13 protein-coding genes are annotated in these 11,791 nt (G+C 53.3%); 8 read left to right on the plus strand and 5 right to left on the minus strand.

All coding sequences use genetic code 11. The annotated features are described in order from the left end of the window. The first annotated feature begins 51 nt into the window (after window positions 1–51). Genes OGX75_RS17280 through nei form a run of 4 tightly spaced genes read left to right on the plus strand, consistent with a single transcriptional unit; the run spans window position 52 to window position 3,229 of the window. Entirely contained in the window at window positions 52–777 is a 726-nt protein-coding gene (locus OGX75_RS17280) for a DUF969 domain-containing protein (protein ID WP_012133295.1), read from the plus strand. After that, complete coding sequence (locus OGX75_RS17285) at window positions 774–1,769, plus strand: DUF979 domain-containing protein (RefSeq protein WP_012133294.1); 996 nt, start codon at window positions 774–776, stop codon at window positions 1,767–1,769. The genes OGX75_RS17280 and OGX75_RS17285 overlap by 4 nt, the downstream gene beginning before the upstream one ends. Before the next feature lie 9 nt (window positions 1,770–1,778). Then, the gene (gene pcp / locus OGX75_RS17290; RefSeq protein ID WP_286451415.1) at window positions 1,779–2,423 is read left to right on the plus strand and encodes a pyroglutamyl-peptidase I; all 645 of its coding nucleotides are present in this window, start codon (window positions 1,779–1,781) and stop codon (window positions 2,421–2,423) included. A gap of 14 nt (window positions 2,424–2,437) precedes the next feature. Then, window positions 2,438–3,229, plus strand: coding sequence for an endonuclease VIII (nei, locus tag OGX75_RS17295; protein ID WP_047458116.1), 792 nt, complete (start codon window positions 2,438–2,440; stop codon window positions 3,227–3,229). Between the two features lie 67 nt (window positions 3,230–3,296). Here the strand turns inward: nei and OGX75_RS17300 are convergent, their stop codons facing one another. Then, the gene (locus OGX75_RS17300) at window positions 3,297–4,145 is read right to left on the minus strand and encodes an AraC family transcriptional regulator (protein WP_058668776.1); all 849 of its coding nucleotides are present in this window, start codon (window positions 4,143–4,145) and stop codon (window positions 3,297–3,299) included. Window positions 4,146–4,338: 193 nt separating this feature from the next. On the opposite strand from OGX75_RS17300, the gene OGX75_RS17305 reads away from it, so the two are divergent. The 4 genes from OGX75_RS17305 to OGX75_RS17320 all read left to right on the plus strand — a co-directional run bounded on the left by OGX75_RS17305 (window position 4,339) and on the right by OGX75_RS17320 (window position 9,494). Beyond that, window positions 4,339–6,120: a DUF2264 domain-containing protein gene (locus OGX75_RS17305; protein WP_233599462.1), complete on the plus strand. Its 1,782-nt coding sequence runs from the start codon at window positions 4,339–4,341 to the stop codon at window positions 6,118–6,120. Between the two features lie 23 nt (window positions 6,121–6,143). Next, on the plus strand, window positions 6,144–7,409 hold the full coding sequence (locus OGX75_RS17310) for an oligosaccharide MFS transporter (protein WP_012133289.1): 1,266 nt from the start codon (window positions 6,144–6,146) through the stop codon (window positions 7,407–7,409). A gap of 21 nt (window positions 7,410–7,430) precedes the next feature. Next, window positions 7,431–8,621 (plus strand): glycoside hydrolase family 88 protein, encoded by a 1,191-nt coding sequence (locus OGX75_RS17315; protein ID WP_286451412.1) that lies wholly within the window; start codon window positions 7,431–7,433, stop codon window positions 8,619–8,621. Between the two features lie 81 nt (window positions 8,622–8,702). Continuing rightward, window positions 8,703–9,494: an oligogalacturonate-specific porin KdgM family protein gene (locus OGX75_RS17320; protein WP_286451411.1), complete on the plus strand. Its 792-nt coding sequence runs from the start codon at window positions 8,703–8,705 to the stop codon at window positions 9,492–9,494. A 5-nt stretch (window positions 9,495–9,499) separates the two neighbouring features. On the opposite strand, the gene OGX75_RS17325 is transcribed toward OGX75_RS17320, so the two are convergent. From OGX75_RS17325 to OGX75_RS17340, 4 genes are all read right to left on the minus strand, one after another. Continuing rightward, window positions 9,500–10,549, minus strand: coding sequence for an AbrB family transcriptional regulator (locus tag OGX75_RS17325; protein WP_286451410.1), 1,050 nt, complete (start codon window positions 10,547–10,549; stop codon window positions 9,500–9,502). Window positions 10,550–10,753: 204 nt separating this feature from the next. Next, entirely contained in the window at window positions 10,754–11,158 is a 405-nt protein-coding gene (locus OGX75_RS17330) for a DUF2251 domain-containing protein (protein WP_049011595.1), read from the minus strand. Further along, window positions 11,155–11,466 carry a bacteriocin immunity protein gene (locus OGX75_RS17335; protein ID WP_153258223.1) on the minus strand — a complete coding sequence of 104 codons (312 nt, stop codon included), beginning with the start codon at window positions 11,464–11,466 and terminating at the stop codon, window positions 11,155–11,157. The genes OGX75_RS17330 and OGX75_RS17335 overlap by 4 nt, the downstream gene beginning before the upstream one ends. A gap of 43 nt (window positions 11,467–11,509) precedes the next feature. Further along, on the minus strand, window positions 11,510–11,788 hold the full coding sequence (locus OGX75_RS17340) for a bacteriocin immunity protein (protein WP_134769621.1): 279 nt from the start codon (window positions 11,786–11,788) through the stop codon (window positions 11,510–11,512). Window positions 11,789–11,791: the final 3 nt, after the last annotated feature.

Below are 11,791 nucleotides of genomic sequence, written 5' to 3' on the forward strand. Positions count from 1 at the left end.
AGAGGCGCTGTGCAAATAAAAACAACGCAACACGACTGACAGGAACGGATCATGGGAGACGCAATTTCTCTCTGGCCACTGATGGGTATCGCCGTCATTGTGGCTGGATTTCTTTTACGCTTTAACCCGGTATTAGTGGTCATTATTGCCGGGATCGTCACGGGACTGGCGGCGCAGATGCCGATCGCCACGATCCTCGAAAAACTGGGTGAAGGGTTCCTCAATACCCGTAACCTGCCCTTTATTCTGCTGATTCCGCTGGCGGTTATCGGTCTGCTGGAACGTCACGGGCTCAAAGAGCGCGCGCAGGCGTGGATCGCGAAAATCCGCAGCGCCACGGCAGGACGTCTGCTGATTGTCTATCTGTTTGTCCGCGAAGCGACGGCAGCGCTGGGGCTGACCAGTCTCGGCGGCCATCCGCAAATGGTGCGTCCGTTGCTGGCGCCGATGGCGGAAGGGGCGGCAGAGAAAATACACGGGGAGCTGCCAGGCACGGTTCGCTACCGGCTGCGGGCAATGTCAGCAGCCACCGATAACGTCGGACTGTTTTTTGGCGAAGACATTTTCGTGGCTTTTGGCGCCATCATCTTTATGCACAACTTCATGCTGGAGTCCGGCGGGATTCAGACCGAGCCGCTGCATATTGCGCTGTGGGGGATTCCGACGGCGATCTGCGCTTTTCTGATTCACGGCGCGCGCCTGTGGCGTCTGGACAATTATCTGCAACGTGAAGTGGCGAAAGTCAGCGCGGCGATGAGCAAAGGAGAGGCGAAATGAATTTTCAACAAAGTTATCTCTATTGGCTGGCCGGTGTGGTGCTGTTGATTGTCGCCGTCATGTCGTGGCAGGACAAAGCCAACCCGCGTCGCCTGACGACGGGGTTATTCTGGGGCGTTTATGGCGTACTGTTCCTGCTCGGCGACTGGACTTATCAGCTGGTGGGCGACAAACGCATGGTTAACATCGCCGTCGGTGGGGCGGTGGTGGTGATGGCGCTGATTGCCGGTTTTGGCGGCGTGAAGCTCGGAAGCTATCACCAGCGAACTCGCGAACAGCGTGAGGAAAGCGCCAGTCGTCTGGGCAACCGCCTGTTTTATCCGGCGCTGGCGATCCCGGTGGTCACGGTGATCGGCGTGCTTATGTTCAACCATGTTCCCGGATTGCAGGAGGCGCTGTTCGGGCCGGGCAATCACGCCACGCTGGTGACGCTGTTTTCCATGACTGCGGGGTCATTGATTGGTCTGGGGATGGCGATAAAGATGACGCATGAGAAGGTGCACCAGCCGATTCAGGAAGCGCGTCGTCTGCTAGATTCCATCGGTTGGGCGTTCATTTTGCCGCAGATCCTCGCCACGTTAGGGCTGTTATTTACCGCGGCAGGCGTCGGCAGCGGAATTTCGTATCTCACCCAGGAATATCTTGCCGTCGATAGCCGTTTTATCGCCGTGGCGGTCTACACCATCGGTATGGCGCTACTGACGATGGTGATGGGGAACGCCTTTGCCGCATTCCCGATTGTGACGGCGGGGATTGGGATTCCAATCCTGGTGCTGCAACATGGCGGGAATCCGGCGGTGATGGCGGCAATCGGCATGTTCTCCGGCTACTGCGGAACGCTGATGACGCCGATGGCGGCAAACTTTAATATCGTGCCTGCGGCGCTGCTGGAACTGCCGGATAAAAATGCGGTGATCAAAGCGCAGGTGCCGACCGGTATTGTGCTGCTGTTGGTTAACGTGTTTCTGATGTATTTCCTGATGTTTCTGTAAGGAGGAAGGATGAAGACGGTATTAATCACCGGGTTTGAACCCTTCGGCGGCGAGCAGGTTAACCCTTCCTGGGAAGTGGTCTCGCGTCTCGACAATGCTATTATCGCAGGGTGTCGCGTGGTGGCCCGCCAGCTCCCTTGCGTCTTTGGCGACTCTCTCACCGTGCTGAATGCGGCGATTGACGCGTTATCCCCGGTGCTGGTGCTGGCGATAGGGCAGGCCGGAGGGCGCACGGATATTACCGTGGAGCGCGTGGCGATTAATATTGACGATGCGCGTATCCCCGATAATCGCGGCAGGCAGCCAGTTGATGAGCCCATCGTGGCGGAAGGCCCGGCAGCCTGGTTTAGCACGCTGCCGATCAAAGCGATGGTCTCGGCGATGCGCGAAGCGGGGATTCCGGCATCGGTCTCTCAGACCGCAGGCACTTTTGTCTGCAACCACGTAATGTATGGACTGTTGCATAAATTGCGCGATATTCAGGACGTGAAGGGTGGATTTATCCATATTCCTTATCTGCCGGAACAGGCGGCGGCACATCTTGGTGCGCCCAGCATGGCGGCGGAAACGGTGCGTCAGGCGTTGGAAATCGCCATTGTCACAGCGCTTCATGTGGAAACTGACATTGCAGTAACAGGCGGAGCAACTCACTAACAAAGGACAGAACTATGCCTGAAGGCCCGGAGATCCGTCGTGCGGCGGATAACCTGGAGGCGGCGATCAAAGGCAAACCGTTGACGGACGTCTGGTTTGCCTTTTCGCAGTTAAAACCGTATGAATCGCCGCTGATTGGGCAGACGGTCACCCATATCGAAACGCGGGGGAAAGCGTTGCTGACCCACTTTTCGCAGGGGCTGACGCTCTACAGCCATAACCAGTTGTATGGCGTATGGCGAGTAGTGGAGACGGGGAACATCCCGGCAACCAGCCGGGTATTACGCGTTAACCTGCAAACGGCGGATAAAACCATTCTGCTTTACAGCGCGTCCGACATTGAAATGTTGACGCCGGAACAGCTCGCCACCCACCCGTTTCTGCAACGCGTCGGGCCGGACGTGCTGGACCCGCGGCTGACGCCCAGTGATGTAAAAGCGCGTCTGCTCTCTGCGCGTTTTCGTAATCGTCAGTTTTCCGGGCTGTTGCTGGATCAGGCGTTTCTCGCCGGGCTGGGCAACTATCTGCGTGTGGAAATTCTCTGGCAGGTAGGGCTGACGGGGCAGCATAAGGCGAAAGATCTCAGTGACCAACAGCTGGAGGCGTTATCTCATGCGCTGCTCGATATCCCGCGTCTTTCTTATACCACGCGCGGTCAGGCGGATGAGAACACGCATCACGGCGCGCTGTTTCGCTTTAAGGTGTTCCACCGGGACGGCGAAGCCTGCGAGCGCTGCGGCGGCATTATTGAGAAAACGACGCTCTCCTCGCGCCCGTTCTACTGGTGTCCACACTGCCAGACGTAATCTGTCAACGCGCCGGGTGGCGGCTTCGCCTTATCCGGCCTACAGACCAGACCATCCAGCGTGGAAACTAGGCGGGGGAATACGTTTTGCGATATTGCAACGGCGTTTTACCCATATTCTTGCGAAAACAGGTAATAAACCAGGCGTACTCGGAGAAACCGACCTGTTCGGCAATCTCACGCACTGAGCTGTTGGTGTGCAACAGCAATTCACATGCCTGACGGATACGGCGCATCATCAGATACTCCTGAATGGTGCCGCCCGTTTCCTCGTGAAAGCGGCGTGAGGCATGTCCGCGCGAGCAGCCCATCTCGCGGGCGATATCGTCCAGCGAGCAGCGCTGGTGAAAATGAGTTTCTATCCAACGGATAATGCTGACCGAAAAGGTATTGTATCCCGTCGCCTGCTCCTGATGCGGCAGCAGGCTGATAATCTGCATCACCAGAAATGCGCTGTCGCTGACGCTGAACGTTTTGCTTTTTACCAGCGTTTCAAAACGGCTCAGCAGCGTTTCAATCACCGGCTGTACGTCGCCGACATCAAATACCCGCGCCTTTTCTCCCCGACCGCAGAGCTGACGCAGCAACATTTGCTGACGCGGAAAATCCCGCAGGTACTGCTCAATAATTGAACCATTAAAATGCAGCGTTGTGCGGTGATAAACATTACGATCGTCCTGCTCGACAAACACCTTATGCAGCTTTCCCGGCGGAAAAATAAAAATGCGCCCCGGCTTAACGGTGTACTGCTGGTGCTCCATTAGCGCGATGCCAACTCCCTGAGAAACTGACAGGATCTCCACACACTGATGCCAGTGGTAGTAGTTGGCAGGCATATTCTTCATGCGGTTAAAGTAAATCGACTTATCGTTGAGGTTGATATTCTCAAGATAACTGCTGTCTTCCATTCGCTGCATTTCTGCCCGCCCCTCCCGCAATGTGAATAAACTTAAACTTTTATCACTCTAATCGAATTTTTGTCGCTAAAAGAGGATGAATGTTGTTATTCATCACCGACGTTGTCCGAAAATACGACAATTATCACATTTGTCTGTCCGTCTGAATCCTTATTATGCGTCCAACATTTATCAAATGAAACGAGGTTTCATTATGCGAATAAGGCAAGAATACGTCGGACTGGCGCAACAATGGCTGGCGTCAGCCGTCCCCCATTTGAGGCGAGGGAACACGCGTCTGGACGCCGGAGAAACGTCTGCACACTACCCGGCGGATGTCGCCGGAATGGAAGGTTTCTCCCGTCTGCTGTGGCTGCTGGCGCCGTTACTGAGCGGTGGCGAAGCCGATGATTTTCGCGAGACGTTTATCGACGGTATTCGTCACGGCTGCGATCCCGAACATCCTGATTACTGGGGTTCTCTGGCGGATAACGATCAGCGATGCGTCGAAATGGCGGCGTTTGGCCTGGCGCTGGCGTTACCGGGAACGGGGCTTTGGTCAGCGCTCTCCATCGACGAGCAAAACAATCTGGAGCGCTGGTTACGCCAGAGCGCCGACATTCAGATCCCCGATAACAACTGGCATTTCTTCCCGGTGCTGGTGCAGGTGGGGCTTAAGTGCGTTGGGCGGCATTACGACATGATGGTGATTGATAAGCATCTGAATGCCATTGAACCGTTCTGGCTTGGCAACGGCTGGTACGCCGATGGCGCCGGTAAGCCGCGCGACTACTACATCTCCAGCGGATTTCACTTTTACAGCCTGCTGTACAGCCACTTTATGCAGGATGCAGATCCCGAACGTTGCCTGCGCTATCGTCAGCGCGCGCGTCAGTTCGCGAAAGATTATATCCATTACTTTACCGGTGACGGCAATGCGATCCCCTTTGGCCGTAGCCTGACTTATCGCTTCGTACAGGTCGCATTCTGGAGCGCGGTGGCATATACCGGACTGGATGTGTTTAGCGTACCGGTTATCAAAGGGCTGATCCTGCGGCATGTCGACTGGTGGCTGAGCCAACCGTTTATCGGCCCGGATGGTTTGTTCACGCTGGGGTACACATACCCGAATCTGGTGATGACCGAAGATTACAACAGCCCCGGTTCGCCGTACTGGGCATGTAAGGCATTGCTGATTCTGGCGCTGCCGCAAGAGAGTGCGTTCTGGCAGGCGGAACCCGCGCCATTGCCCGCGCTGGAGACGGTTCACCCGATAGCGGAAGCCGGGCAGTTTATTGTTCATGCGGAGGATAACCATCACGTCTGGATGCTGATGTCCGGGCAGTACGATCGCAATAACTTCGTCAATTTCGACGCCAAATACTGCAAGTTCGCCTATTCCAGCCACTTTGGTTTCACCCTTGAACGCGGCGTGTATGGTCTGAACCATGCCGCCTGTGATTCAACGCTGATGTTCAGCGAGCAGGACGGCTACTGGCGCGGGCGGCGCGAGTGCGATGCGGTGGAGATGACGCCAGCGTGGCTTCGAAGCGTCTGGCGCCCCTGGCCGGATGTCAGCGTCACCACCTGGCTTATTCCGCATGAGCAGGGGCATCTCCGGCTACATCGCGTTGTAACCCCACGCACGCTCGACTGCGTGGAAGGCGGATTCGCACTGAATCGCCATCATCTGACGACGACCCGAATGGCAAAAAACGGGCTGACTCTCAGTACCACTTCCGGCGTGTGTCAGATCGAGGATTTGCTGGCTGAACGCCAGCCGCGGGTCGTCACCACCCCGCCGAACAGCAACATTCTGTATGCCTCTCCTGGAGAGATCCCCTGTCTCGGCACGACGCTCACGCCGGGCACTCACTGGCTGGCCTGTAGCGTTAACGCCACGATGTCTCCGTCGCTGCCGCCGCCGGTGGTCATGGCATTCGATCGTATCAATCAGGTGCTGACGCTGAACTCGAAAACGCTGGAAATAAAATAATTGACGCTGATGCGGAGAAAATAATGATGAACCCTGTTCAGTCGACACGTTCGGCTTACATCAAGCTGAGTCTGTTTGTATTTCTGTTTACCTTTACCTGGGCGGCCAGTTTTGGCCTGTATGCTATCTGGCTGGGGGATAAAGCCGGGCTGGATGGCGTGGAAATCGGCACGGTGTTTGCCGTTAACGGCGTTTTTGCGGTGATTATCAAACCCGTTTACGGCTACATCATGGACAAAATGGGCATGAAAAAACACCTGCTCTATTTTGTCTGTATTGTTTCGGCACTGATGGCGCCGTTTTACATCTGGTGCTATCTGCCGCTGCTGCAAACCCATTTTGTCAGCGGAATGATTGTCGGCGCGCTGTTTTTCAGCCTCGGCTGGTATGCGGGCGTGGCGGCGGAAGAGTCGTATGTTGACCGTTTCAGCCGTCTGTATGACATGGAGTTTGGCCGCATCCGCATGTGGGCGGCGCTGGGCTGGGCGACGGCGTCGTCGTTTTCCGGCTATCTCTACAATATCTCCCCCAAAATCAACTTTGTTATCAGCACCGTTTCCGCGCTGTGCATGTTTGCGGTGCTGCTGACGCTGAAGGTCGATCACTTTGGTCAGGAAGAAAACAACGTTCTGTCGAAAGAGAAGATTGTCATTGGCGATGTGTTCCAGCTGCTGCGCAATAAAAAGTTCTGGACCTTCTCCCTGTATATCGCGGGCGTGGCATGGATGATGTTTATTGCCGAGCAGCAATTCTCTCGCTATTTCGTCACCTTCTTCAGTACCAAAGAGGAAGGAAACGCCATGTTTGGCTATATGAGCACCGCGCAGTCCGCCGCCGAGTTCTTCGGCATGATGCTGGTGCCCGCCATCATTAACCGCATCGGCGCCAAACAGGGGATGCTCCTGACAGGGCTGGTGATCAGCCTGCGTTTGATTATCTCCGGGTTAACCAACGATCCGTTGATTATCTGCCTGGTGAAACCGCTGTATGGGATTGAAATTGCGCTGATTCTGGTCTCGGTTTTCAAATATATCGCCGAACACTTCGACAAGCGCGTCAACGCCACGATGTATCTGCTGGGTTATCAGGCCATGATTTACGTCGGCTCTATCGTGGTGGCGCCGCCTGCAGGGTATGCCTACCAGAAGATCGGTTTTGAACACACCTATCTGATTATGGGCATCATCGCGCTGATATTTACCGGGATCTCCGCCATCACGCTATCTCCCTGCTATCAGCATAAAAAAAACACCGCCATCCCTGCCCACGGGCAAGAAGCCATTCATTAAAGTAAAGAAAACGAGAGAATTATGTCTGCAACTATCCGTAAAGAAACGATTGTCCCTGTTGCGCTACAGCGCGGCGAGCGCGCTGCTATCGCGCAGAAAATTCGTCATGCGTTGCCGGTGATTTTGAAGGCTGTTGATCGTAACAGCGCTTATTTCGGCCAGCGTTTTCCCGACGCGGCATGTAAAAACGGTATCTATCCGATTATCGATAATCAGGAGTGGACGACCAGTTTCTGGACCGGGCAACTGTGGCTGGCATGGGAGTGGACAGGGAATGCCGCATATCGCGCGTTAGCCGGGCAGCATGTCCGCTCCTTTGGCGAACGTATCGCAAAGCGCGACCACACTAACCACCATGACCTCGGGTTTCTGTACAGCCTTTCCTGCGTGGCTGCCAGCAAATTGACCGATAACCGGGAGGCAATATATATCGCCCAGCAGGCGGCAGAAGTGTTGATGGAGCGCTATCACGACAAGTGCGGCATTATTCAGGCGTGGGGCGAGCTGGATAACCCGGAACAGCAGGGGAGGATGATCATTGACTGCAATATGAATCTGCCGTTGTTGTATCAGGCCAGCGCGACAACGGGCGACCCGCGCTATGCACAGGCGGCGAAAAGCCATATTGAGCAGGCGCGACGCTATATTGTGCGCGAGGACGGCTCGACGTTTCACACGTACTATATGGATGTTCACACCGGTGAGCCACGCTTTGGCAATACTCATCAGGGGTTCTCCGACGATTCCTGCTGGTCGCGTGGGCAGGCATGGGGCGTGTATGGTTTTCTGCTGAACTACCTCTATACCGGGGATGAGAAACTGCTGGAATTGAGCCAGACGCTGGCAAACTATTTTATTAACCGTTTGCCGAAAGACCTGGTCTGTTACTGGGATCTGGCGCTGACCGATCCCAACAGCGAAAGAGACAGTTCTGCCAGCGCGATTCTCGCCTGCGCCTTGCTGGAGCTGGTAAAACAGCTTCCGGCGACTCATCCCGATCGCGAAAGTTATGAGGCGCTGGCATTGCGAATGATTGAGCGGATGCTCGACGGCTATCTCAATCTGGAGCACAAAGAAGGCGAAGGATTATTAAAACATTCTGTTTATTATTTTAAAGGTAACGTCGGCGTGAATGAATGCTGTGCCTGGGGTGATTATTTCCTGATGGAGGCCATTACCCGCGCAACGTCATGCTGGAATAGTTACTGGTAATATCCCACTCCTCCTGTTGAATAATAATGCTATTCAGTTAGCAGGGGGAGATTTTATCTCTGTTTCTGCAAGGAAAATATAATGCAAAGTAAGAATATGAATACAGCCCTATTAGCGGCTGCACTGGTCATGCCTTCCGCCAGCGTTTTTGCGGACAATAACAGCCATTCAACGACGGCGCCACAGGCAAAAGAAAAACCGTTTACGACGGTTTATTTTGCGCCACGCACACAATATCGTACAGCCAGCGAACGTTTTTTACAACGACTGATGCTGACAGGCGTGGTGCAGGACCAGAACAGTATTTTCGCCCGAATGTACTGGAGTTTTGAGACGGACTCCGATCTCGGTAAAAATATGGAGCAGTGGAAAAGCAGCTACGAAGAAGCGGAGTTTAACAAGCCGTTCCCGCTGGGCGAGAGCGACTTCTGGCTTGAACCTGGGGTTGTCTTTCATTGGGAGTCCGCCGGTTCGCGTATCGATCCTTACCTCGGCATTGGTTATCACTTCGACCCAACGCTGGGTGCCGTTTTACGCTACCGCTATAATCATCAAAATCACGACAGCCAGACGCTACAGGGCGACTGGGATGACTCTTCGGAACATCGCGTTGATATTTATCTGACCAAATATTTTACGCCAGATTTTTGGGTGCAATATAATCCGACATATTACAGTAAAACGCATGGCGATAAATTTGAATATGCGAATGGTAAAAACCATACGCTGCAACATAATTTTGTTTTTAACTTCCATGCAACGCCGCGTTTTTATCCCTTCTTTGAATTAGGTTATCTGGATGAATATAAAGATGGCGATGACACCAAAAATGAATACCAGATCAGGGTTGGGTTTAAGTATAATTTAAATTAAACATTTTATACCTGCGGCTGTTTCGGCGCATAGGTTGAAATAAAACGGGCAACCGCAGGCCCGGTCAACAAAATGCTGAACAGCCGCAGGGTTTGCATCGCCATAATCAGCGCCATGTCGGCGTTGCTACCGGCGGCGATCACCGCCACGGTATCCAGCCCGCCGGGGCTGGTGGCAAGCCAGGCGGTGATAAAATCAATCTGCATGTAGTGGGCGAGTCCCCAGGCCATCGCCGCGCAAATCGCCATCAGGGCAAAGATGGAGGCCAGAATCTGCGGCAGCGGACGCAGCGCCATAAAAAAGACCTGCCTGTCGAACCCTAATCCGATGCGCCAGCCAATGGCCATATACGCAATCGCCAGCAGCCATTCCGGCAGTTCAATCACGATCATGCCGCCTGCATGAAGCCATGCGCCGACGATCATCGGCGCCAGCATCGTACCGGAAGGAATGCGCAATATGCGCCCGGCGAAGCCTGCAACCGCAGCCAGCAGCAGCGTGCTCCACAGATTGCCGGTCAGCGGCGGGAACCACTCAATCTGCTGGCTGACCGCTTCTGCGCTGTCGCCGAGGATCAGCCGCGTGACCAGCACGGCGGCGCCTGCGACAAACAGTACCCGCAGGTACTGCATAAACGCCACCAGGCGGATATCCGCGCCGTAGTCCTGCGCCATCGCCACCATTGCCGCCGCGCCGCCGGGGGAGGAACCCCATGCGCCGGTATTGCCCGGCAGTGAGCTGTAGCGCACCAGCAGCCAGCCGACCACCGCGCTGGAGAGCAGCGTCACCATCAGAATGGCTAACACCACCGGCCAGTTCACCGCCAGCGTGGTGAGAATCGAACCAGTAAGGTTTTGCGCAATCATGCAGCCGAGAATGGCCTGCGCTGCGAGAAAAGTGGAGCGGGGGAGTTGCAGCGTAATGCCTTTCAGACTGAATGCGATACCGGCAATCATCGGGCCGAGCAGCAGCGCCGCCGGGAGGTGGATGCAGAGAAAAGCCAGCGAAAGAAGGAGTGATAGCAGGAACAACAAACCCCACTGCAAAACCGGCATCCTGTGCTCCCTGGCGATATCCAATCAAGTGTATCGATACAGCATAGAGAAAAAGTACGCTGAAAAAAATATCAGGCGTCAATAAAAGCGGGCTAAACCAGAACTGAATAACAGGTGTCTGGTACTGTTTTATACTGACAGGAGGATACTTTAATTTTACCTCGACAGTATTGATATGCCTGACACCTGTGGGTTATTCACAAATCATCTGAAAAAATCATCAACGGTATCATTCCAGTTGTGACCTGAAACAGACCATTCCTGATTGATTGGGGGTGGGAAGCCACTTCGGCAGTATCCATTTTTAGATTCAAAATCAAATACACCATGCGGATAATTATTAATTAAAAGCACGCATTTCCTGCTGTCTTCTGACCAACCGATCTTCACATCAGACGGGATATGCCCGTCTGAAACGTCTTCTGTATTGTAGATATGTAGAGCATCTCTGATAGGATTACCATCAACAGACTCATCAAGGGCATAGAAATATCCCGTTTTTCCATCGTCTTCAAACACTGCTGCAAATGAACCTTCGGGGGCCAGACTCTCTATCACCTGCGCTTCACCCACAATGAGCTGAGCCTGAACCGTAACCAGTATTGTCATTTGAATTTCCTTAGGTTTGTATCTGAGTTTTTTCTGTGATTGAACGGGGGAAGTCCCTGGGATTTACGCCATCTTTTAATTTCTTCAATGATGCCTTGTGGGCTGTCCTCCCTGTCATCCGGGGGATAAAAAATCAAACCATTCCCTTCAGGATGATCCACGATTTTATCGAAGTGTTTGACTAGCCTATTAGAGTGAGATTCAAATTCTCTTCCTTTCAGATTGCCAGGGTTTTCAAAAAATTCATTCAGGAATTTTATGAATTCGGATTCAGTGTAGTCTTCGAGTTTTTGTTTAAAATGAATCATATGTTCACCTTTCTAATGTGTTGTTAAATACAGGTCCTCGTATTTACTCAGAGTCTTTGAATGATGGGCGTCCCTGAGATTTGCGCCATCTTTTAATTTCTTCAATGATGCCTTGTGGGCTGTCTTCCCTGTCATCCGGGGGATAGAAAATCAAACCATTACTTTCTGGATGGTCCACGATTTTATCGAAATGATCGACTAACGAATCAATGTGAGATTCAAGTTCTCTTCCTTTCAGATTGTGAACGTTACTGAAAAATTCATTCAGGAATTCTATGAATTCGGCTTCGGTATAATCTTCAATCCGTTTTTTTAGTTCCATATG

The organism is Citrobacter sp. CK199 (assembly GCF_030333285.1).
Classification (GTDB): Bacteria; Pseudomonadota; Gammaproteobacteria; order Enterobacterales; family Enterobacteriaceae; genus Citrobacter_B; species Citrobacter_B koseri.

Bases quoted from the DNA above. Each gene is read 5' to 3' on its own strand.
- OGX75_RS17280 (WP_012133295.1), top strand. From the start codon at position 52: ATGGGAGACGCAATTTCTCTCTGGCCACTGATGGGTATCGCCGTCATT.
- OGX75_RS17285 (WP_012133294.1), top strand. From the start codon at position 774: ATGAATTTTCAACAAAGTTATCTCTATTGGCTGGCCGGTGTGGTGCTG.
- pcp (WP_286451415.1), top strand. From the start codon at position 1,779: ATGAAGACGGTATTAATCACCGGGTTTGAACCCTTCGGCGGCGAGCAG.
- nei (WP_047458116.1), top strand. From the start codon at position 2,438: ATGCCTGAAGGCCCGGAGATCCGTCGTGCGGCGGATAACCTGGAGGCG.
- OGX75_RS17300 (WP_058668776.1), bottom strand. From the start codon at position 4,145: ATGCAGCGAATGGAAGACAGCAGTTATCTTGAGAATATCAACCTCAAC.
- OGX75_RS17305 (WP_233599462.1), top strand. From the start codon at position 4,339: ATGCGAATAAGGCAAGAATACGTCGGACTGGCGCAACAATGGCTGGCG.
- OGX75_RS17310 (WP_012133289.1), top strand. From the start codon at position 6,144: ATGATGAACCCTGTTCAGTCGACACGTTCGGCTTACATCAAGCTGAGT.
- OGX75_RS17315 (WP_286451412.1), top strand. From the start codon at position 7,431: ATGTCTGCAACTATCCGTAAAGAAACGATTGTCCCTGTTGCGCTACAG.
- OGX75_RS17320 (WP_286451411.1), top strand. From the start codon at position 8,703: ATGCAAAGTAAGAATATGAATACAGCCCTATTAGCGGCTGCACTGGTC.
- OGX75_RS17325 (WP_286451410.1), bottom strand. From the start codon at position 10,549: ATGCCGGTTTTGCAGTGGGGTTTGTTGTTCCTGCTATCACTCCTTCTT.
- OGX75_RS17330 (WP_049011595.1), bottom strand. From the start codon at position 11,158: ATGACAATACTGGTTACGGTTCAGGCTCAGCTCATTGTGGGTGAAGCG.
- OGX75_RS17335 (WP_153258223.1), bottom strand. From the start codon at position 11,466: ATGATTCATTTTAAACAAAAACTCGAAGACTACACTGAATCCGAATTC.
- OGX75_RS17340 (WP_134769621.1), bottom strand. From the start codon at position 11,788: ATGGAACTAAAAAAACGGATTGAAGATTATACCGAAGCCGAATTCATA.